Below are 21300 nucleotides of genomic sequence, written 5' to 3' on the forward strand. Positions count from 1 at the left end.
GCTATACTCTTTGATTGAAAAAATTATTTCTTTTGAGGTGTGACGTACATATTGATGTAACGCCCTTCTTGTTGTGGTTTACTTTCTAGAGTTCCTATATCTTCGAGCATGGGCCAGACACGGTTAAGCACATCTACTCCCCATTCAGGGTTTGCCATCTCACGTCCTCTAAGGAACACACGAAGTTTTACATGCTTTCCTTTCTCCAAGAACTCTCTGGCATGTTTTACTTTATAGGCGATATCATTCTCAGCGATCTTACAAGAGAACTTTACCTCTTTCACTTCTATTTTCTTTTGCTTCTTTTTGGCTTCTTTTTTCTTTTTTTCAAGTTCGTACTTGTGCTTTCCGTAGTCCATTACTTTAGCTACAGGAGGCTTTGCATCAGGTGACATAAGAACAAGATCTAAACCTTTCTCTTCGGCTATTTGCATGGCTTCAGATCTAGAAATGATACCAAACTGTTCGCCATCATCACCGAGTACTCTAAGCTCATTCGCTCTGATAGCGTCATTCATAATGACATCATCACCTTTTTTTCTGCCTCTGTTTCTATCGTGTTGTTTACTCAAATTTTACCTTCTTGAAGTTGTTGTGTTAATTTTACCATAAATTCTTCTTCAGTAAGATTATACTGTTCTTTGGCTCTTCTGTCACGGATTGCGACTGTTTTATTTGCCACTTCCTCATCTCCGATGATCACTACATACGGCACACGCTGCTTTTCAGCATTACGGACACGCTTGTTTAGAGAATCATTTTTATCATAGACTTCAGCATCCATACCCTCTTGAACCAATCTTTTCTTAAGTTCAAATGCGTAATCTGCATGCGTATCAGCAATAGGGACAAATATGACCTGTACAGGCGCTAAAAAGAACGGGAACTCTCCGGCATAGTGTTCAGTGAGGATACCAATAAAACGTTCAAATGATCCCAGGATCGCTCTATGTATCATCACCGGTTTTTTACGTGTATTGTCATCTCCAACATACTCTACATCAAAACGTTCAGGAAGGTTAAAATCTACCTGTATCGTACCACACTGCCATTTACGTCCAATAGCATCAGTGATCTTAATATCTATCTTAGGACCATAAAATGCACCCCCGCCTTCATCGATGGTAAATGGTAGGTTGTTGCCATTTAGGGCATCTTTGAGACCCTGTGTTGCCAATTCCCATACGTCATCATCACCGATCGCTTTTTCCGGCTTGGTTGCTACTTCCATCGTATACTCAAAGCCAAACAGTTTCATCACTGAATCCACAAACTCTACGACATCAAGGACCTCAGCAGCGATCTGTTCTGGTTCACAGAAGATATGTGCATCATCCTGAGTAAATTCACGCACACGCAGAAGTCCGTGCAGTACACCTGACTTTTCATGGCGATGTACCACACCATACTCATAATAACGTAACGGAAGATCACGATAACTTTTTGGTGTCTGTTTAAAGACTTGGATATGTCCTAAACAGTTCATCGGCTTGATACCGTACTCTTGTTCATCGATCGTAGTAAGATACATATTTTCACCATAACAAGCATAGTGTCCGGAAATTCTCCACATATCTGCTTTAAGGATCTCTGGTCCACGTACTGGTTCGTAGCCGCGGGTAAGGTGTGCTTTGTGCAAGATACTTTCTAGCTTATAACGGAGTTTTGCACCTTTTGGCATCCAGAATGGAAGCCCTGGACCTGCCGCTTCATTGAACATAAAGAGTTCCATCTCGTGACCTATCTTTCTGTGGTCACGCTTTTTAGCCTCTTCAAGCATCGTCATATGCGCTTTAAGTGCTTCTTTATCTGCAAAAGCCACACCGTAGATACGTGTAAGCATTTCCGCTTTTTCATCCCCGCCAAGGTAGGCTCCTGCCACACGTGTCAGTTTGAAGTTATGCAGAAAACGGAGTGCCGGTACATGCGGTCCGCGACACAAGTCTTCAAAGTCACCCTGCTTATAGATAGACAGCGTATTATCTTCGATACGAGACATGACTTTTTGTTTCAAGTCATCATCTGCAAACTTTTCCAATGCTTCGGCTTTACTCATTTCGTACTTTTCGATCTTGTACTTTTTCTTAATGAGCTCTTTCATCTTTTTTTCGATCGTTTTAAGATCATTCTCACCTATTTGCTCATCTACTCTGAAGTCATAGTAGAAACCTTCATCTACCACGGGACCGACAAAGAACTGTGAATTAGGATAAAGTTCTGTGATAGCCTGAGCCATAAGGTGCGCTGTAGAGTGACGTACTATCTCCAAAGAAGCTTCAGAATTATCATACTCTATAGGTGTTGCCGTACAGTTCTCCCCTGCACTCTGCGTATCAATAATATTGCCTTGGTCATCTATATAACCGATAAGATTTTCACTCAAATTAACCCTTTGTGTTATCACCGCCTACTATGCAGCGTTAAAATGCGGCTATTATAGCTAAAAGTTGGATAGAAAGAAATTAATGGCATAAAGACATGGACTTTTCTCACAGGCACTTACTTAATCATTCAATATTTTTATGAGCCCCATTGGAGCATAGGCAGCCATTGGACCCCCTGCTACCCATTTTCTCATTGCAAGTTTTCCCCTTAACGCAAAATTACTGCCGTCGTCTGTTTCTCTTATTTCATCACAGTATTTTAATAATTCTTGGGCATGTTCCATGTCGTTATCTGTAAAATTTTTTAATAGATACTGTGTACGTATTTTGAGTGTATCTTTTTCACTGAGTTGATAGGCTTGTGTGATATAATCCATCACTCCCATAAAATAGCCAAAGATCATTGAATGTTTGCTCTTATCATCAAGCAGGAAGGGGTTATTCATTTTAGGCATAGCCAGAGAAGCCTCTGTAAAGGCACTTAATTCTTCATATATTTTTTCATAGGGTACTGTATCTTTGGTTTTTAGAAAGTCAAATAGTCCCAAAACAACCCCTATAAATTAATTCTATATCGAAACTATATCATAAAAATATCAAATAATGCAAAATACATGTCAATATGGGGAGTTAAAAAAAGTTTTGGAAACGATAAATGTTATCAAAAAAGTGAGTGGTGATCACGATTGGACTTGAACCAACGACTTCTTCTATGTCAAAGAAGTTGCATTCCCCTACAGTTACCCTTATCCAAGGATTTACATAAGATTTAAAAATAAACTTTCACAGCAGATGTGGGTAAATATTTGAAAGTCTCACAAAACAAGAACTTACAATTAAATTGATTAACTACATAAATATATTATATAAATATTACATTTATTTGTTATAATGAATTGTTATGAATTTAAAATTAAAAGGAGGATGTCATGAAGAAGTTAAATGCTTTACTAGCAATTATCGCTATGAGTTTTATGGTTGGTTGTGGAGGAGGAAGTGGTGCCGGTATAGTATCAGCTTCAGGAATAGCAGTTGACCCGATGACAGAAAGAGACCTTATTGAAATATTTTACCATACACCAACAGGGATGTGTGAAGACCCTGATTTTCAACAGTATCTAAAGGATGAATTAGCATCACAGGGTTTCTTTATCGATTACTATCTATTCCGCGAGGAGACAAATACTGTTGACTGTACTACCTATGATAGAACAAATGACATAAATGATGGGTGTTTAATATTTGATTTGGCGATACTGCTTGATGACCCAAATTATTTAAACTATGATACAAGTTGTGTTATAGGTGTTGACTTTGATCCTAATGCTCAACCAGTAGCCAAAGATACAAATATTGATGCATCGATTTCTTCTGCTATAAAGGTATGGTAATAGCCATCAAATTATAGTAGAAAACAAGTAACAGGTTTTGTTATGAAGTAACAGTGTACTGGGAGTGTTAAGATTTGAAGTGGTGATCACGATTGGACTTGAACCAACGACTTCTTCCATGTCAAGGAAGTACTCTACCAACTGAGTTACGCGATCATTTTTAAGAGATGAGATTATATCCAACAGATACTTAAAAGTGAGGCGACTTAGTCTTGGCAGACCCAGGCACTCTCTGAACAGAGTCTGTCGAGATATTCACTCGCTTCGCTTTTACCTGAAATTAATGCTTTTTTAAAGTTGTCATAGGCTTTCATTTTGTCATGAGTGATCCCTTCTCCCCATGCATACAATACGGCTACATTGACCTGTGCAGTACTGTCACCCATACTTGCTGCTTTTTGAAAAAATTCAAATGCCTTTTGCTGGTCCTGCTTCACTCCTTTGCCTTCTATATATAACGCAGCAAGATTGTTATATGCTTGCATTATGCCTGCTTCTACGGCTTTTTCATACCAATACCGTGCTTTTTCATACCCATGGGCATCTGTTTCTCCAGCAGCATGATAGAGTTGTGCTAGGTTATACTGTGCAGGTCCATTGCCCTGTTTTGCCGCTTTTTCATACCACTTCCTTGCTTTGTCAAGGTCTTTCTGGACACCTTTGCCATTTGCATAAATAAGCCCAACATTGTACTGTGCTTTTGCATCATCTTTTTTAGCCAGGGAATAAAAGGTGTTCAGTGCTTTGATGTAACCGCCGTTGTTATAGTCTTCTACAGCCTGATTAAAATCATTGGCGAAGAGCGTGACTGTAGCGATGATAAAAATAGATAAAACTTTCATAGCTTCCTCTTTAAAATAACTGATACATTATATCAAGGTCTCAGCAACAAACGTCTTAGTTACCTTTCCACCAAACCTGTAAACACCCTCTTCATAACTGACATAAAGTTCTTCTCCACTTGTAGGATGTACTTTCATCTTATCAGAAACTTTACCTTCTTTATGACAACGTATAAAACATGCGACCATACCTGTTCCGCAAGCCAAGGTTTCATCTTCCACACCACGCTCGTAGGTACGAACATACAGAGTATCATCTTTCACGGTACAAATATCCACATTTGCATCATATTTATGGCGTAAAACGCGTGCTTCTTCTATGTTGAACTCCTCTATGTTATCTCTCACAGCTACAAGATGCGGTACACCGGAATTGATCAGCCACCACTTTTCTCCATACTCTTCTATCTCATCACTGATAATATCAGGGGGAACCATATCGCTCACCACGTAGAGACCATTGATAGTTGCACGTATCACACCTGCTCCGGTTAAAAACTCTGCTTTATTGTCTTTGGCAATGCCTTTTTCCAGCGCAAAGTGGGCTACAGCACGGCTTGCATTACCGCACATATCTGCCACACTTCCGTCCGCATTATAAAATTCCCATTCAAAATCATATTCAGGGTGGGGCAACACTACAACCATACCATCGGCTCCCACACCATTTTGCCTATGGCACAGTTTTTTGGCAAGTGCTGATCTATCTGCTTTTTCTTGTGCCACGAACATCACAAAATCATTACCGCTGGCTGAATATTTAGTCACTGTCATTAAGTATCTCCTCTTTTACACGTTCACATTCTTTTTCTAATTGCGTAAGTGTACCACTATTATCTATAACATAGGTAGCCAGCTTACGTTTTTCTTCTACAGGTATCTGTGCCTCTATACGATTCAGTGCTTCTTCTTTGGTGTACCCTTCTCTTTCCATAAGACGTTTAAGTTGTTGTTCTTTTGTCGTATAGACCACTAAAGATTTTTCTATAGGATACCGTTTGTTTTCAAAAAACAGGGGAATATCAATAAAATAGGGCTTCCCCAATCTGTCCTGTTCGATGGACAGACGTTCGATCTCATCATAAATAAGCGGATGGAGCAGTGCTTCAAGTTCTTTAAGTTTAGTATGATCCGAAAAGACAATGGCCCCCAAAGCCTTTCTGTCTACCTTGCCCTCATATACCAATGTCTCGCCAAACTTCTCGGCTATCGCCTGATGCTGTTCGTCGAGTATCTTATGGGCTATCTTATCGGCATCTATGATATGAAATCCTGAAGCTTCAAGAAGTTTTACTGTCGAACTTTTCCCCGTAGCGATACTTCCTGTAAGAGCTATAGCATACTTAAAAGCCATTACCATTTTCTATAAGACTGAAGTTGCATTTTGTCATATCCGTATATATCATTTCTAAACTGCAGTACACCATCATAATCTACATAGGCAGTCAAATAAACTACATCTACAGGGACCTTTTCTGTTAAAGGCAAAAACTCTTTTTTCTTTCCCTCGAGCCTCTTCTGTGCTTTCCCAAAATCTACATTGTCATTAAAAGTAGAAAATGTCTCCAACAGTTCCATGGGTTTAGAAAGACGGATACAGCCGTGACTAAAGGCCCTGATATTTCTGCTAAAAAGGTTTTTACCCGGTGTGTCATGCATGTACACATGAAATTGATTAGGGAAAAGAAATTTCACTTTTCCCAGAGCATTATGATATCCAGGTGTCTGTGCAAAACGATACGGTACTGTTTTACTGTAACGGTACTTTCCCCAGTCTACAGAACCTGCATGTACTTTTTTGGCATTTGGCCCCCAGCCATTATATATCTCTATTTTCTCTTTTGCCATGGCATGAGGATCTTTAAATATCTTAGGGATCATCTCTTTTTGGATTATACTCTTAGGGACATTCCAATGTGGATTCAGTACAATGGTCTGTACAGTATTGGAAAAGACCGGTGTAGGGTTTTTTCTTGTTCCCGTAATCACTTTCATCTGTAGACGCAGTGCTCTATCTTCTTCAAAAAAGAGTGTAAATGCGGGGATATTAATGATGATGTGCCGTTTTGCATTGCGCTCATGAAGCCATTTAATACGGTCAAGATTTAAACGTATCTGTTCAATACGTTTTTCAATCGGTACATTAAGCGCTGCCATGGTCTTTGTCCCGATAATGCCTTCATCTTCCAGTCCATGACGCTTTTGAAAATGCACTACAGCATCTTTTAAACAGTTGTCATACGTATTGTCTTCTTTACTGTAACAGCTGCCATAATCTCCTGTGATACGAAGTCTTTCTCTTAGGAAGGGGACAACATCATGCGATTCACCCGGTTTTAAAACACCTTCAAATGATACTGTCGGCCATCCGCCATTTTTTTGCATCTCCAGGTACTGGATGAGTGATGCTTGAAGTTCTTTATAGTGATACTCTTTGGGTACTGCCTGAGCGAACAACTCAGATAAACTACCGCTTAATGCAGCCGTTTCAATAAGGGACAGGGGACCGAATTTAGGTCTGTACGTCATCCATCCTGCATATATACCCTGTGCCTTTAGATTATAAAGTCTATCTTGATATGCACCCCAGTTGATGCTGCCATACAACGTATAGTCTGCATACCTTTTATACAGTTGTGAAATTTTAAATTCGAGGTCTACTTTTTGAGACAATGTACCGTTTGAGCCGTAAATATCTCGGGCTTCTCTCTCCAAACGGTGCGCATCCTGATAGAGTTTAGACGTTTTGTCAAGGGTTTTATCTTGGTTTATTTGCCCAAAGAGTTCTTTGGTGAATGAAGAGACAGAATTCTCATCTATCCAGACAGGTACAAAGAAAAGCTGTCTGTATAGTTTTTTTAAAAAACTATTTGAGGGTTTCGTCTGCAGTGAATTGATCATCACTGTTGATGCGACCTCATGAAATTGTAAAGGGACATTTGCCTTCGCACCTTGTGTAAATATGAAAGCAACAATAAGTCCAAGGCTTAGAGATAGATCTCTTATAATGTGTTTAATTCTTTTCATTGACCTTCCATTTTATCTTGATGATATAAGAGTATATCAAAAAATTATATCAAAATAATTTTCATGAAAAAAAATGTGTGGTCTAAAAACAGTAATTTGCAAAGACCTTAAGGTTCTTATAGACCAGGTCTCCATTTTCGACATCAGAATAGATGGCTAAAAAGTTGACTGCATCACTATACTCATATTGCAAACTCCGTGTTTGTGTTATTTTCTACTTCATGGCTTTGATACCCCAGTCTCACAATGCTATCAGACTGGGCATGGGATAAAGCATGACCCAAAGTGTCTGCATAGAGATGCATACTCATTATACATAATGAGCCAAGTATTCTCTTCTTCACTTAAATTTTAATGTTCTATTTGCCTGATTTCTATTTTGCTTGCTTCATCTGCACGCAATGCAATGAGCGTTGAACCTACTTCGATCTCCATCGTCTGCTTGGCGATAGAACAACCTTTGATATACAGCGTTTCACCGCGCATGATACCGAAAGAGGTCAATCTGTCTTTTAAAGCTTTTTCTGCATGGATCTTAATGATCTCTGCTTTGTCGCCTTTATGTAATTCACTCAATACCATTTTACACTCCTGTCATCATCAGCGTCACTCGGTACGCTATAAAACTCAATATCCAAGCCGTTGCAGTGGTCATAAAGAAAAGATACACCAGATATTTCCATCCACCTGCCTCTCTGGCAAAGACCATAGAAGCCGCCAAACATGGCAAGTATATCATCACAAACACGACAAATGCTATCGCTGCGGCAAACGGGATGTTCGCTTTTATCTGTTTTATCAGTCCTTCATTGCCTTCATCTACTTCCTCACCCAGTGCATAAAGTACACCCAGTGTAGAAACAACGACCTCTTTTGCCGCCAGTCCCGTTTCAAGTGCTACTGCCATTCGCCAGTCAAACCCTAGCGGTGCAAAAAATGGTTCAGAAGCATGTCCTATCTTACCCAGATAGCTCTCTTCAAGTAATTGCGCAGAGAGTTCATTGTGTAATTGTGTTTTCACCTCATCACTGCTTGCTTGTGCTATTCTGGTTTCATACTGTGCTTCAAGTGCACTGTTCTTAGGGTAGTTCCCTGCAAACCAGATGAAGATGGCCGCAGCCAAAATAAAAGTTCCTGCTTTTTTAAGATAGGACTTCGCCTGACCATACACAGTGTGCCAGATGAGCTTTAGTGACGGCATACGATATTTTGGCATCTCCATCACAAAAGGTTCATCTTCACCTTTAAAGACGAACACTTTAAGCACCTTCGCAGCAAGCAAGCCTAAAATAGCCCCCGAAATATAGATAAGAAACAAGATATTTCCTGCTTTTTCTTCTGCAAAGAATGCCCCTGCGAAAAGCACATAAATAGGCAGTCTGGCACCACAAGACATAAAGCCTATGATAAAAAGCGTGATCAACCTGTCTTTTTCATTTTTAAGAGTACGTGCTGCCATATATGCGGGCACAGAACATCCAAATCCTGTGACCAGAGGAATAAAGCTTTTTCCATGCAGACCGAATTTATGGAAAAAACCATCCAGTAAAAAAGCAACACGACTCATATATCCTGTCGTTTCCAGCAAGGCAATACCTATGAAAAGTATCAGAATATTAGGTAAGAACATTATGACTGCCCCTACCCCGGCTATCATCCCATCTGCTATTAATGAACTTAACTCGCCCTCTCCCAATACTGATTTAGCCTGATCTCCAAGCCAACCAAAAGCTGTATCGATATAATCCATAGGTACAGACCCCAACTCAAAAGTAAGCTGAAATAATCCCCACATAAAGAATAAAAAGAGGGGTATCCCTAAAATTTTATTAATGAGAAGATTGTCTATCTTCTGGGTAAAGTTTTTAGCCTTCATCCCTCCCACAGACATCACTTCCATCTTTGCTCCTTTGGCAAAAGCAAAATGTTCATCCGCAAAGATCTCATCCAAGTCTTTGGTGTTATTGTGTAGATAAAGATGGTTCAAGCCCTCTCTAATGATAGGCAGCATCTCTATCCAGATAGGTTCATCATGCATTCTTTTATAGACATCTGCATCTTCCTGCAGTAATCTCACAGCCAAATGACGGTAGGGAAGTGTACTTTTATAATTTTTCTCTTTTAAAAAGGTCACAATGGCTTCTATCTCTTCTTCTATAGGATCACTATAGATGACCTTTGCCCCTGTCTCCTCTTTTTCATACACTTCAATAATGGCTGCTTTCAGCGCTTCGATACCTATTTTTTGTGCAGCAGAGGTTTTGATACATGGCACCCCGAGTATGGCAGATAGTTGTTTTTCATCTATCATGATGCCTTCTTTTTGTGCCTCATCATCCATATTGAGTGCGACAACGACTTTTTTACCTGTTTCAAGCAGTTGTGTCGTAAACAACAGGTTTCTCTGAAGATTTGTGGAATCTACCACATTAACGATGATATCGTACTCATCGCTTTGTAAAAAGCTTTTTGTGACTTTCTCTTCTATCGTGTATTCCGTTAGAGAGTATGCGCCGGGGAGGTCAATGATATGTATCTCATAGTCTTTACAGGACACTTCATCACAGAACTTAAATTCTACTTCTGTTTTATCTACGGTTACCCCTGAAAAGTTACCTACTTTCAGTTTTGCATTGGATATCGCATTGATGAGTGAGCTTTTCCCTACGTTTGGCTGTCCTGCCAATGCTATGGTTATTTTTTCCACCTATTTTCCTTATGGAGTATTATAACCTATATAAATGATAACTATTATCACTTATCTAAATTTTGATGAAGTATAGTCTACCTTCTCTTAAAAAAGTATTAAATTGAGAGTAATTATCAATTTAAGTGCCTTGCCACATTAAAATGGCAAACTTTTCAAGAATTCTGCAGCCTTCCCGCCCAATGCCTTATCAAGTTTTTCCTGTACCTTTTCATCTATTTTATCTTTAATCAGTGCAGAGGTATCAATGGTGATTTTTGGGTTATTGACCGACCCTTTGATCTTTCCTCTTACCGTGTGTTCTTCATACACGAAGCTGAACCTGGCTGTGTTGGTATTATTGGTCGAATTAAGTCTTCCCTGAGTAATATCAATACTGCTTCTTGCCCCTGTCGCATGCAATGTATAATCAATGATATTTTTGTTTATATCTGCATGAAACTTGGTGGACGAGAAGATCACACGTGCAGGATCCTTGCCTATCGCTACGCTTATCATATTGGTTAAATCACTTGGTTTGATCTGAAAAGAAGCAATGTCAAGGTCGACGACACCTGATTTCTTTTTAAGGTTATACTTTGCCTTTCCTGAAGCTGATCCCAGGAAATTTTTCTTCTGTCCGAGTGTTCCTAAAATATTTTCTAAAGGCACAGAGTTTATCGAACTGGTTAGATTATCCCCTTTAAGGGTATAATTGATCTTGCCTCCTAAAGAGGTCGTTGCACCCGTTACCTGTAATATTTTGTCTTTAGACAACTCTCCTTGCAAGAGAAGCGGTCCGTAGAGTTTCTGACCAATAAGCGGTTGCACTTCCTTTAGACTTGGAATGTCAAGGGTATAAGTACTTTTCAAAGTTTGGTTTTGCGCATCATAGACCATATTGTCAAGCGTTATATCTCCCACGGAACTTTCCACTTTTGTATTGATAGTCCCTTTTCCCTCTTTGAATGTCCCTGAAGACTCTACGACCGCATTCATAGTGAATGCTTCACCTGTCAATTTTTTCATTGCACCCGGCTGCGTTACCAGTTTGCTACTTTTGAGAGAGAAAGTTCCCTCTTCGGGGTCAAGATTCGTAAAGTCTATATGACTGTCTATGGTTCCTTTCACATACACAGGCAATCCACCCAAGGCAAGTACCTTCTCTAGAGAAAGCTCGGATATATCTACTTTGGCTGTTTTGCTGTCATACGCAAACGCGACCTTTTTACCCAGTCCTTCCGTCACACCGGAGATACTCAGCGTATCCGTGAGATTGAGTGTCCCCTTGACATTGACCGGTGTAGCTTTCCCATTTTTTGCCTTGGGGATCAGTGCATTGATATCATGGACGAGGATATCATACTCTGAGATCAGACTTTTTTGTTTTAGATCATATTCGAATGAAGGAAGTGTGATATCGGTCAGTGTTGACACTACCATCGCATTTCCGCTAAGCAGTGCATTTTCTATCTCTCCTTTAGATTCGAAGGTAAATCTATTCTCTTCGGGGATCTTGTATCCTGCCATTTTTTCTACGGCTTTAGGTTTTAATACCCCTTTGTCGATCTGTAGCCTATAGGTCCCGGACATTTCTTCCAACTCCTCCAACGCCAAGGTTCCACTGAGTTCACCTTTTGCATAGTCAGGCTGTTTAAGAAAAGAAAGAAGCTTCTCTAAAGAGAGTTTCTCTAACGTGACCTCAGCTGTTTCTCCTAGCGAAAAATCAAGCACACCTCCCAAAGAGCGGCTTGCACCGGTCACAAGTGTGGTTTCCTCTTTCTTTTCTATATTCCCTTCTACTTTGAAAGGGCCTGCCAGCTTATTCTTTGTCAAGATACGCATATCTTTCACATCCAGACGGTAGGCTGCTTTTGCTTCATCAGAAGCCATATTCATCACTGCATCTTTGATCTGTAATGCAAAGAGATTACTTTGTATATCACCCACCAATTGGGCATTTTTACCCTCAAGTGTGGCATCTACTGTTCCCTTTACGTAACTTTTTTCAGGAAGGGTATAGTGATAGAGTTTTTTCACCAATGCACGATTGAAAGTGGCTTTGTTCAGGACAATATGTCCATACCCGCTTGCCGCCTCTTCACCGATTTTAGGCATATCGATCTCAACATCTATCTTTCCTTCTGCCAAGGCAGGATACCCTACGAGCTGCAATACTTCTGAAAGGTGCGCACCTTTCACATTGGCTATGATCTTCTGTGCACCCTCATCAATGAGATTGAAGCGGTAGTCCAATGCTGCGCCAAGGGCTTTTCCTTTCCCCTCTACATAGATATCTTCGGAATCCCCTTTAAAGTTTCCTTTGATATCTGCGTCTTTTATCTTGATCTCTTCATAAGCAAATCTGTCCGTTTTGATCTGATAGGTACCTTCAAACGACTGGCTCCATAGATCATGCTGTGTTGTTACATGTACAAAAGCCTGCTTGTTGATGACTATATCCAAACTTGATGTCCCCGATTCGAGTTTGAATAGAGTGATCTCAACAGGCATGCCTATACTTTCTTCTAATTGCCCTTTGACATAGGGCTTAAGCATATCATTACCTGTTTGGCTAAATATAAAAAAAGAAAGGCCCATGATAGTGAGCAGCAGAAACAGTACCGTCGAAAGTGTGATTGTAAGTAATTTTTTCATGGGTTATTATACTAAAATAAACATAGAAGTGCTAGAATACCTCCATGCATTTTACATTTGGTTCACCCTATCTATTGGCACTACTGTTACTTTTGCCCTGTTTTCTTTGGTGCAAACAGTACAGTAAACCCTACTACTTTCCTAAGTTGGCATGGGTGACAAGACAGAGTCCCCTTTTGAGTTGGGAACCCTGGCTGAAAATGGCTCTGTTTACACTGATGGTCTTTGCCCTTGCAAAACCTTTTGTCTATGATGCGAGCGCCGATCAGCACAAAAAAGGACGGGATCTCATTCTGGCTATCGATGCAAGCGGTTCAATGGCGCAGAGCGGATTTCATGTCAAAGACCGATTGAAAACCAAATATGAAATCACCACTGAACTTTCCAAAGATTTCATTGCAAAACGTTTTGATGACAACATGGGAGTTGTCGTCTTTGGTACTTTTGCCTACACAGCTTCCCCTCTGACCTATGACCTTGAATCACTCTCTTATCTGCTTGAGATGACCAATGTCGGACTTGCAGGAGAGAGTACTGCTCTGGGTGATGCTATCAGGCAGTCGATCCGCACCCTCTCTTATGGTGAGGCAAAAAACAAAGTGATCATCCTACTCACAGACGGATACCATAATGCAGGACAAACCTCTCCTAAAGAAGCCGTCAAGGAAGCCAAAGAGCTAGGCATCAAGGTCTATACGATAGGGATAGGAAAGAGATCTGATTATGATGCAGCCCTGCTTGAAACCATTGCTAAGCAGAGTGGTGCTAAAAGTTATGCTGCCGCTTCTGCAAAAGCCCTTTCCAAGGTATACGACGAGATCAATGCCCTGGAGCCCAGTGCAATAAGAAGCGAGAATTATCTCAACCAGAGACTGCTCATACTTTACCCTTTGGCACTGGTGTTTCTCTTGCTTTTACTCTGGGTACTCGGGACCAAAAGGAGTGAAAAATGACACTGCTTTACCCAAGCTTTTTATGGTTTCTGATCCCTTTGGCCCTACTTTTATGGAGCAGTTCACGTAAACTGATACACCTTGTACATCTTATCATCCTGATGCTGCTTGTCCTCTCACTTGCACGTCCTGTCCAAGAAGAAGCGTTGCAGGAGGCAAGCATAGAAGCCAAAGACATGATCATTGCTTTGGATGTCTCATACTCTATGAAAGCCACTGACATAAGTCCAACACGTTACGACTTTGCCAAAGAGACCATTACTGCCCTGCTGCAGGCAAATCCAGGTGACAATATCATGCTCATCGCCTTTACAACCAACCCTTTACTGCTCTCTCCTCCGACTACGGACCATACCCTGATAAACATTGCCCTTGAAAATCTCAATCCGGAGTTCATCCTTACCAAAGGCACCTCTCTTGAAAAACTCTTTAAGAGACTCTCTTTAATGAAAACAGGGCATAAAAACCTCATACTGATGACAGATGGAGGAGAAGAAGAGAACCTTGACAAGCTGACAACCCTTGTCCAAAATGCCGATATCTCTTTAACCATCTTAGGGCTGGGAACCACACGGGGAACCACCATTGAAAACAAAGACGGAAGCCTGCTTAAAGACAAAGATGACAACCTTGTTATTTCCCGTGTCAACCCTCTTTTAGAAACATTGGCTTCCTCTGTTTCAGGCACTTACTTGACTGCCTCAAATACGGTTCAAGCAACAGCGGATGAGATCAGTGATACATTGCAAAAGAATGAGAATGAAGCACAACATGTACAAAAAATGCAACGTCATTACCTGGAGCTTTATCAGTTACCTTTGGGATTGGCTCTTTTATTGTTCTTTATGGTACATACACGTGCTGTCAAATACTTGCTCATCCTCTTTACATTTTTAGGGGTACAGGCAGAAGCTTCCATGCTTGACAACTACCATCTGAACCTTGCCTACAAAAGTTACAAAGCCTCTGATCTGAATGAGACAAAAAAACAGATCCAGCAGATAAAGGTCCGTTCTTTGCAAAGCCAAATGGTACTGGCAAATACGTACTACAAACAGCGTGCCTTTAAAAAAGCGATCCAAACCTACAAATCTATACGATCTACTTCTCCAAAGATCAAACAGCAACTCTATTACAATATTGCCAATGCCTATGCCATGCTTGAATCGTATGATAAAGCCAAAATTTACTATACTAAAGCCTTACAATTAGGTGAAGATCCGGATGCTAAACATAATCTACATCTGATTGCCCTCCTGAGTGACCAAAAGAGTGCAGATCTTGGTATCGCACACCCAAAATCACAAGACTCTTCTTCAAGTAAAAGTGAATCACAAGAAGAGACCAAAGAGTCAAAAAGTGAAGATGAACCCAGCTCGGGAAGTGGTGGAGGCGGCGAAAGCCAAACACAAAAAGAACAGGAAAAAAGTAAACTCTTAGATGCAGGAAACCAAGAGCAGCACCCTCTAGGTTCTAAAGTCTATGAACTTATCAATAAAGGATATATACGTGAAAAACAACCTTGGTAAAAGATCTTTACATCTGTTCTTTTTTCTTCTAAGTTTTCTTACACTGCAGGCAGAAGATTTTACCTATACGTTTAAGGTGGATAAACCAACGCCTTATGTCAAAGAACCCATTCTACTTACCCTTGACCTCAACCAAACCAATCATGATATCGTTCTGCTCTTTAACTTTAACATTCATCAAAGTGAAGATTATACTTTTCAAAGACTTGATATCCAGAAAACCGAGAACTATCATGATGCCAAAATTCATTATGTCTACCTCATCTACCCTTTAAGGTCTGGAGATATTAACATTACCTTCGATCTCATTAAAAAAGTAACGACGGATGAGAGTCTGGCGTATAGTTTCTCCGGGGACAGAGACAATGTAAAGAAATTGGTTACTACGGATACACAGATCAATCTCCCTCCTTTGCAACTCCGGGTCAAGCCACTCCCTGAGGGAACCGTCCTTGTAGGAGACTTTGCGTTAACCTATGACATTAAAAAGCATCAAGCCAATGCCTATGAACCCTTGCCTTTCCAAGTAAGCATCAAAGGAAAGGGTTACCCTCCTCTCGTAGAGACATTACTTCCAAAAGAGGGTAACTTTACGCGTTTTACAGAAAAGCCTATTGTCAACTCTGTAGCAACCAGAGGAGGAACACAAAACACGGTGACCTACCCCATGGCACTTTCACATAGTCAAAGCTTTACACTCTCACCTATCGTGCTCAAAGCCTTTGACCCTAAAACAGCTAAAAGTTACACACTTGAGATCCCTTCACAGCATTTTGACATTGAGAAAGTGGATACCCAACGTTTGGTTGACACGGTAGATGCACCCGATACTGTAAAGGAAGACTGGTCCTGGCTAAATACACTTTTGGGTTACGTTATAGCATTTTTTGCTGGGTATATCACCGCCCTTAGTTGGAAATGGAGTAAGAAAAAGCGCCAGAAAGAAGACCATCCTTTGATCCAAAAGATACGAGACTGTAAAGATGAAAAAGCGTTACTTCAAGTACTTATCGCAGCAGACCATACTGGTTTTACCTCTAGTATAGAGAAACTCGAAGCTTCTTTATACGGAAATGGTAAAATTAATTTGAACAAAGTAAAACAAGAGGCAGAAGAAAACATATGAATGAACAGATAAACATACTTAAAAAAGAAATAAGCAAAGCCGTTATAGGACAGGAAGCTATGGTCGAAGGCTTACTCATAGGACTACTTTGTGATGGCCATATCCTTGTAGAGGGTGTGCCTGGGCTTGCAAAGACTACCACCATCAATGCGCTGTCACGTGCCTTGGGATTAGATTCCAAACGTATACAGTTCACGCCTGACCTTTTACCCTCAGACATTATCGGTGCACAGATCTATAATCCGAAAAACCATAGCTTTAGTATCAAAAAAGGGCCACTTTTTACACACCTACTCTTAGCGGACGAGATCAACCGTGCCCCTGCCAAAGTACAGTCTGCACTGCTTGAAGTGATGCAGGAGAGACAGGTCACCATTGCTGAAGAGACCTTTAAACTTGAACGCCCGTTTCTGGTCATGGCAACACAGAACCCCATAGAACAAGAAGGGGTCTACGCACTCCCTGAAGCGCAGTTGGACCGGTTTATGATGAAGATCGTAGTACAACACAACAGTGAAGCCCAAGAGCTGGAGATCATGCGAAAAGCAGCAAGTAAAAGTTTTGGTGAAGTACAAACCGTACTGAGTATAGAAGATCTGTTCACCCTTCAGGAGGAGATAGGGAAGATCCACATCGATGAAGAAATGGAACGCTATATGGTACAGATCATCACTGCAACAAGAGACCCTCTCAAATTTGACTTAGAGGAGATCGCTGAAAACATTATGTTCGGAGCAAGCCCAAGAGCCTCTATAGACCTATACAAAGCAGCCAAAGCAAAAGCCTTTTTACGTGGTAATGATTTTGTAAGTCCTGCAGACATTGGATATGTGATCCACAACGTACTCCGTCACCGTATCGTGCTTTCCTATGAGGCCAGAGCCAAAGGTATACATACAGATGAGATCATCTCTGCTATCATTGAGACTTTACCGATACCCTGATGAATACAGCCCTTAAAGCACTACAACTCAAAGCCAGACACCAAGTATACACGTTGCTTAGTGGACATAATCTCTCCAAGCTTCATGGAGAGGGATATGATTTCTCAGAGTTGAGAGAATACCAGCCGGGTGATGACATCCGCAAGATCAACTGGACCATCTCAGCAAAGTTGGGTCTTCCTTATATCAAAGAGTTGCATGCAAATCGTGAACTCTCCGTCGTAGTAGCTGCCTTCATGGATGCCAGCCTCTATTTTGGCTCAGGAAATGCCAAACAGAAGAAGCTTACAGAAGTAGCCACCATCTTAGGCTATGCCGCACAGCAAAACAATGATCTCTTTACAGGGATACACTATACGCAAGAGCAAACTTATTCGACCCCACCCACCAAGCAACTCTATGATATAGAACAATTCTCGCAAACACTCTATCATGCATCTCTGCTCAATACTGCACTGAACCACAGTGCCGCTGTTCAAGACCTTTTCAAAAGGCTTCATAAACCTTCACTTCTCTTTATTCTGAGTGACTTTTTAGAAGAGATGGATCTCTCTTTGCTCTCTCAAAAACACGAAGTCATCGCGGTAATACTCCGAGACAGAGAAGAAGAAGTGCCTAAAAAACTTGGAGAAGTCACACTCTCTCATCCACAGGACAACAAGAAAATGGATACCTATTTTGGCCAAAGAAGTATAGAGCGGTATCTTGCGAAACTCGAAGAGAATGATGCAAAACTCTCTGAGCATTTTGCCCGCTATGACATTCGCTCTGTCAAGATATTCACAGATGACGAAGTCGTAAGCAAATTGGTGGGACTTTTTGTATAGTGTCTATATCGTTTAGCTTCAGACAAACAATAAGTAAACAAACACCACAAATAAAATGACATGCAGGAAACCTTCAAGCATGTTGGTTTCACCGTCATTGAAGTTAACGATACTGACAAGCAGGGTTAACCCTAACATCACTCCTTGTACCGGTGTGATAGCAAGGTTCAGATCCATACCCATATAACGTGTCACAATGATCACAGCGGGTACTGTTAACAGTATGGTTGCCAGAGAAGCCCCCAACGCAATATTGACAACGGTCTGCATACGATTATCCAACGCCGCACGTACTGCAGTAATCAGTTCTGGTGCAGCTGAGATAATGGCTACGCCTACCGCAGCTATAGAGAGAGGCAGCCCGAACGTTTTCATTGTATTGCCCATAAATATGGCCAAAATTTCAGAAAGCACCCCGATCATGATGATGGCCACAACCAAATTCACACTGTGGTACCATCCGTTGATCTTATGCGGATTAGGGGTACAGTGTCCCTCTTCGTCACATACTTCGTCTTCTTCATGTTCATACTCAAAAAAGTATCTGTGTGACGCTACCTGTATGCGTGTAAAGGTAATATAGAGCAAGATGAACATCGCCACATTAAACATCATAAAATTATCGATATGGGCGGCATCCATGAAGTGCGGTACCACCATCGCGATACCTATAGCCACGAGCAGCATCGAGAGATAAGAGTTTGAGGAGTCTATATTGTAGGGCTGTTCACCATACTTGATCCCCCCTATGATCGCTGCCAATCCCAGCAAGGCATTGATATCAAGCATAATAGCTGCATAGATGGTATCACGTGCCAGTACAGGATTATGCTCATGTATCATCATAATAGCGATGATGACGATCTCCACGACGACTGCAGAGATAGTCAATATCAGTGTCCCATAAGGCTCCCCAAATTTTTCTGCCAACATCTCTGCATGGTGCGCTACAGACATCGCTGCATAGATAATGACTACGAACAACACAGAAAAGCCTATAAAGTTCCCTAGCGTTGACTCTACCAGCGTATGTTCAAAATGACTGATGACAAAATAGGCGATGATCGCTGCAAAGAGACTATACTCTTTTGAAAATTCTTTAAGTAATCGCATTATTTCAAGATATCCTTATAGCTTTTGTTGGCATTGAACTTGAGTTTATCTTCCACTCTCATGATGCGTTCATCCCCTGATCTATAGGCTTTTTTCAAACGTTTTGTGATCTTCGCCTGTTCTTTTTCTTTCGTGATCTTGTGTTGTTTCAAGAATTTTTTAAGTCCTACCCAACGATCTTCTTCAACATCTACACTCTCTTCATCAGAGATAATTTCTATCGCCTCTTGTGATTTTTTTTGCTCTAACTGATGTGCATACAGTGTACGCATTTCATAAAATGCCTCTTTGAGCAAGTCAATTTCCCCTTTGAGGGTTGTTGAAATTTGCTTATTGGACTTTTTGAGGTCCTTGACGGTACCTTTGAGGACCGAGATCGTTTCCTCTTTGGCTTGAAGCAATGCTTTATAGTCTTTAACCTCTGCAGGAGGTACAGAAGTGCTGGTTTGCGTGGGAATAGGCTTCTTTGTTATGACAGTAGTATCTTTTTCAGTAGAGGATGTTTCTTCTGCACTGTCACTGTCAACTACAATGTAAAGTTTACCCTCTACATTTTTCGCTGTCAATATTCCCCGTTTAATCTTGGCATAGACTGCTTGTCTTGAGATGCCCAGTTCCTGTGCATACTCAGCAGGTTTCATCAACTTTTCCATATTCTCCCCTGTTTACAATTTTGTAAATGATAGCATAAGTTTTATGAAAGGCTTACGGAGAGAAAAAAAGATATCAGGTAGCAAACTTCTTCCGGGAAGTAACTATTTAAGTTATTGTTTGTTTATTATTTGTTAAGCGATGTTCACTATACTTTATAAAGGTCCATGAAACAACAAAGGAGTCTGGAATCATATCAGACAACGTACGTGATACAACACAAAGGATACCATGATGGAACATGTGAAAGATGTATTAAAAACCTCGTTGGAGGAATTGGAAAGAGTACTGGATACTAAAACAGTTGTAGGGGAGCCGATCGTCATAGAAGGCAATACACTGATTCCACTGATCAGTATCGGATTTGGCTTTGGTGCCGGAGGTGGTACCGGAAAGTGCAAAAAAAGTGATGATGAGGGAATTGGCGCCGGTACCGGTGGTGGTGGTGGCATTAAGCCGGTTGCCCTTGTAATCATCAACAAAGACGGTGACGTAAGGGTTGAGTCTATCAAAAGTGGTATGGCTTCAGCGTTCGAACATATAGGCGAAACTATCGGTAAATCGTTACAGGAGAAAGATAAATAACATAAAAATCATGGATCGGAAACACTATGGAAATTATAGCCATTTTTATTGGATTCCTACTCTTTTGCCTGGTTGTACTTACTATTCCCGTTGATCTGAGTTTCTATCTAGAAAAAGACGAAGCATTGGATTATCAGGCAAAGCTTTGCTTACTGTTCGGTTTTATCACTATAGATATGAACAGTAAGGATAGGAAAGTAGAAAAAAGAGTTTTACCAAAGAAGAAAAAAAGCGGGAAAGAACATCTTATGTCAATGTTCAGAAACAAAGAGTTTATCAAACGGCTCATCCGCTTGGTTTTGGATCTTTTGTACAGTTGTCGGATAAAAGAGTTAAACTTACATTGTCGCATCGGACTGGGTGACCCTGCAGAGACAGGAATACTTGTAGGTATATTGTCGCCACTTCTACTAGCTTGGGAAAATACCATACTCAAAACAGATTTCCAAGAAGCAGTCTTTGAAGGTTATTGCAAAGCGAAGATCCGTATTTTTCCGATCCAAATCATCGGTTATCTTCTCGCCTTTATATTTTCTCCAATAACAGTGCGGGCTATGAAAATCTCTCTATTTAAACAACGATAA

General features: G+C 40.7%; 21 protein-coding genes and 2 tRNA genes. 8 read left to right on the forward strand and 15 right to left on the reverse strand.

Features of this window, described 5'->3' with window-relative positions; genetic code table 11:
- Positions 1–23: 23 nt before the first annotated feature.
- The 4 genes from infC to LDM93_RS08450 form a co-directional block, all read right to left on the reverse strand.
- Positions 24–572, reverse strand: coding sequence for a translation initiation factor IF-3 (gene infC, locus LDM93_RS08435; RefSeq protein WP_223891960.1), 549 nt, complete (start codon positions 570–572; stop codon positions 24–26).
- A complete protein-coding gene (gene thrS / locus LDM93_RS08440; protein ID WP_223891961.1) occupies positions 569–2383 on the reverse strand; it encodes a threonine--tRNA ligase in 1815 nt (604 codons plus the stop codon). Before thrS ends, infC begins: the two co-directional genes overlap by 4 nt.
- 120 nt (positions 2384–2503) lie before the next feature.
- On the reverse strand, positions 2504–2932 hold the full coding sequence (locus LDM93_RS08445; protein WP_223891962.1) for a uroporphyrinogen-III C-methyltransferase: 429 nt from the start codon (positions 2930–2932) through the stop codon (positions 2504–2506).
- Positions 2933–3058: 126 nt separating this feature from the next.
- Positions 3059–3122, reverse strand: a tRNA-OTHER gene (locus LDM93_RS08450).
- Between the two features lie 191 nt (positions 3123–3313).
- On the opposite strand from LDM93_RS08450, the gene LDM93_RS08455 reads away from it, so the two are divergent.
- Positions 3314–3775 (forward strand): hypothetical protein, encoded by a 462-nt coding sequence (locus LDM93_RS08455; RefSeq protein WP_223891963.1) that lies wholly within the window; start codon positions 3314–3316, stop codon positions 3773–3775.
- An 80-nt stretch (positions 3776–3855) separates the two neighbouring features.
- On the opposite strand, the gene LDM93_RS08460 is transcribed toward LDM93_RS08455, so the two are convergent.
- From LDM93_RS08460 to LDM93_RS08495, 9 genes are all read right to left on the reverse strand, one after another.
- Positions 3856–3931, reverse strand: a tRNA-Val gene (locus tag LDM93_RS08460).
- Between the two features lie 50 nt (positions 3932–3981).
- Entirely contained in the window at positions 3982–4617 is a 636-nt protein-coding gene (locus tag LDM93_RS08465; RefSeq protein ID WP_223891964.1) for a tetratricopeptide repeat protein, read from the reverse strand.
- Between the two features lie 27 nt (positions 4618–4644).
- Positions 4645–5391: a diaminopimelate epimerase gene (dapF, locus tag LDM93_RS08470; protein ID WP_223891965.1), complete on the reverse strand. Its 747-nt coding sequence runs from the start codon at positions 5389–5391 to the stop codon at positions 4645–4647.
- Positions 5378–5971 (reverse strand): dephospho-CoA kinase, encoded by a 594-nt coding sequence (coaE, locus tag LDM93_RS08475; protein ID WP_223891966.1) that lies wholly within the window; start codon positions 5969–5971, stop codon positions 5378–5380. Before coaE ends, dapF begins: the two co-directional genes overlap by 14 nt.
- Positions 5971–7644, reverse strand: a complete 1674-nt coding sequence (locus tag LDM93_RS08480; protein ID WP_223891967.1) for a murein L,D-transpeptidase — start codon at positions 7642–7644, stop codon at positions 5971–5973. The genes coaE and LDM93_RS08480 overlap by 1 nt, the downstream gene beginning before the upstream one ends.
- 182 nt (positions 7645–7826) lie before the next feature.
- On the reverse strand, positions 7827–7955 hold the full coding sequence (locus LDM93_RS11355) for a hypothetical protein (protein WP_255586213.1): 129 nt from the start codon (positions 7953–7955) through the stop codon (positions 7827–7829).
- Positions 7956–7995: 40 nt separating this feature from the next.
- The gene (locus LDM93_RS08485; protein ID WP_223891968.1) at positions 7996–8226 is read right to left on the reverse strand and encodes a FeoA family protein; all 231 of its coding nucleotides are present in this window, start codon (positions 8224–8226) and stop codon (positions 7996–7998) included.
- 1 nt (position 8227) lies between these two features.
- A complete protein-coding gene (gene feoB, locus LDM93_RS08490) occupies positions 8228–10351 on the reverse strand; it encodes a ferrous iron transport protein B (RefSeq protein ID WP_223891969.1) in 2124 nt (707 codons plus the stop codon).
- Between the two features lie 138 nt (positions 10352–10489).
- On the reverse strand, positions 10490–12988 hold the full coding sequence (locus LDM93_RS08495; protein WP_223891970.1) for a hypothetical protein: 2499 nt from the start codon (positions 12986–12988) through the stop codon (positions 10490–10492).
- A 44-nt stretch (positions 12989–13032) separates the two neighbouring features.
- On the opposite strand from LDM93_RS08495, the gene LDM93_RS08500 reads away from it, so the two are divergent.
- Genes LDM93_RS08500 through LDM93_RS08520 form a run of 5 tightly spaced genes read left to right on the forward strand, consistent with a single transcriptional unit; the run spans position 13033 to position 18367 of the window.
- Complete coding sequence (locus tag LDM93_RS08500) at positions 13033–13941, forward strand: VWA domain-containing protein (protein WP_223891971.1); 909 nt, start codon at positions 13033–13035, stop codon at positions 13939–13941.
- Positions 13938–15470, forward strand: coding sequence for a VWA domain-containing protein (locus tag LDM93_RS08505; protein WP_223891972.1), 1533 nt, complete (start codon positions 13938–13940; stop codon positions 15468–15470). The genes LDM93_RS08500 and LDM93_RS08505 overlap by 4 nt, the downstream gene beginning before the upstream one ends.
- Complete coding sequence (locus LDM93_RS08510) at positions 15451–16596, forward strand: hypothetical protein (RefSeq protein ID WP_223891973.1); 1146 nt, start codon at positions 15451–15453, stop codon at positions 16594–16596. Before LDM93_RS08505 ends, LDM93_RS08510 begins: the two co-directional genes overlap by 20 nt.
- Complete coding sequence (locus tag LDM93_RS08515) at positions 16593–17540, forward strand: MoxR family ATPase (RefSeq protein WP_223891974.1); 948 nt, start codon at positions 16593–16595, stop codon at positions 17538–17540. The genes LDM93_RS08510 and LDM93_RS08515 overlap by 4 nt, the downstream gene beginning before the upstream one ends.
- Positions 17540–18367 (forward strand): DUF58 domain-containing protein, encoded by an 828-nt coding sequence (locus LDM93_RS08520; protein WP_223891975.1) that lies wholly within the window; start codon positions 17540–17542, stop codon positions 18365–18367. The genes LDM93_RS08515 and LDM93_RS08520 overlap by 1 nt, the downstream gene beginning before the upstream one ends.
- A gap of 18 nt (positions 18368–18385) precedes the next feature.
- Here the strand turns inward: LDM93_RS08520 and LDM93_RS08525 are convergent, their stop codons facing one another.
- Together LDM93_RS08525 and LDM93_RS08530 are read right to left on the reverse strand one after the other, a co-directional pair.
- Positions 18386–19480 (reverse strand): calcium:proton antiporter, encoded by a 1095-nt coding sequence (locus LDM93_RS08525; RefSeq protein ID WP_223891976.1) that lies wholly within the window; start codon positions 19478–19480, stop codon positions 18386–18388.
- Entirely contained in the window at positions 19480–20133 is a 654-nt protein-coding gene (locus LDM93_RS08530) for a DUF3972 domain-containing protein (RefSeq protein ID WP_223891977.1), read from the reverse strand. The genes LDM93_RS08525 and LDM93_RS08530 overlap by 1 nt, the downstream gene beginning before the upstream one ends.
- Before the next feature lie 232 nt (positions 20134–20365).
- Between LDM93_RS08530 and LDM93_RS08535 the strand changes: the two genes are divergently transcribed.
- Both LDM93_RS08535 and LDM93_RS08540 read left to right on the forward strand, forming a co-directional pair.
- Positions 20366–20716: a GerW family sporulation protein gene (locus LDM93_RS08535; protein ID WP_223891978.1), complete on the forward strand. Its 351-nt coding sequence runs from the start codon at positions 20366–20368 to the stop codon at positions 20714–20716.
- Between the two features lie 26 nt (positions 20717–20742).
- Positions 20743–21300: a DUF2953 domain-containing protein gene (locus LDM93_RS08540; protein WP_223891979.1), complete on the forward strand. Its 558-nt coding sequence runs from the start codon at positions 20743–20745 to the stop codon at positions 21298–21300.

This window comes from Sulfurovum sp. TSL6, from assembly GCF_019972115.1.
In the GTDB taxonomy this organism is placed as follows: domain Bacteria; phylum Campylobacterota; class Campylobacteria; order Campylobacterales; family Sulfurovaceae; genus Sulfurovum.

Coding starts and splice junctions, on each gene's coding strand:
- LDM93_RS08495 (WP_223891970.1), bottom strand. CDS start 12,988: ATGAAAAAATTACTTACAATCACACTTTCGACGGTACTGTTTCTGCTG.
- LDM93_RS08530 (WP_223891977.1), bottom strand. CDS start 20,133: ATGGAAAAGTTGATGAAACCTGCTGAGTATGCACAGGAACTGGGCATC.
- LDM93_RS08535 (WP_223891978.1), top strand. CDS start 20,366: ATGGAACATGTGAAAGATGTATTAAAAACCTCGTTGGAGGAATTGGAA.
- LDM93_RS08515 (WP_223891974.1), top strand. CDS start 16,593: ATGAATGAACAGATAAACATACTTAAAAAAGAAATAAGCAAAGCCGTT.
- LDM93_RS08520 (WP_223891975.1), top strand. CDS start 17,540: ATGAATACAGCCCTTAAAGCACTACAACTCAAAGCCAGACACCAAGTA.
- LDM93_RS08525 (WP_223891976.1), bottom strand. CDS start 19,480: ATGCGATTACTTAAAGAATTTTCAAAAGAGTATAGTCTCTTTGCAGCG.
- LDM93_RS08455 (WP_223891963.1), top strand. CDS start 3,314: ATGAAGAAGTTAAATGCTTTACTAGCAATTATCGCTATGAGTTTTATG.
- dapF (WP_223891965.1), bottom strand. CDS start 5,391: ATGACAGTGACTAAATATTCAGCCAGCGGTAATGATTTTGTGATGTTC.
- coaE (WP_223891966.1), bottom strand. CDS start 5,971: ATGGCTTTTAAGTATGCTATAGCTCTTACAGGAAGTATCGCTACGGGG.
- LDM93_RS08465 (WP_223891964.1), bottom strand. CDS start 4,617: ATGAAAGTTTTATCTATTTTTATCATCGCTACAGTCACGCTCTTCGCC.
- LDM93_RS11355 (WP_255586213.1), bottom strand. CDS start 7,955: ATGAGTATGCATCTCTATGCAGACACTTTGGGTCATGCTTTATCCCAT.
- LDM93_RS08485 (WP_223891968.1), bottom strand. CDS start 8,226: ATGGTATTGAGTGAATTACATAAAGGCGACAAAGCAGAGATCATTAAG.
- LDM93_RS08500 (WP_223891971.1), top strand. CDS start 13,033: ATGCATTTTACATTTGGTTCACCCTATCTATTGGCACTACTGTTACTT.
- LDM93_RS08480 (WP_223891967.1), bottom strand. CDS start 7,644: ATGAAAAGAATTAAACACATTATAAGAGATCTATCTCTAAGCCTTGGA.
- LDM93_RS08540 (WP_223891979.1), top strand. CDS start 20,743: ATGGAAATTATAGCCATTTTTATTGGATTCCTACTCTTTTGCCTGGTT.
- LDM93_RS08505 (WP_223891972.1), top strand. CDS start 13,938: ATGACACTGCTTTACCCAAGCTTTTTATGGTTTCTGATCCCTTTGGCC.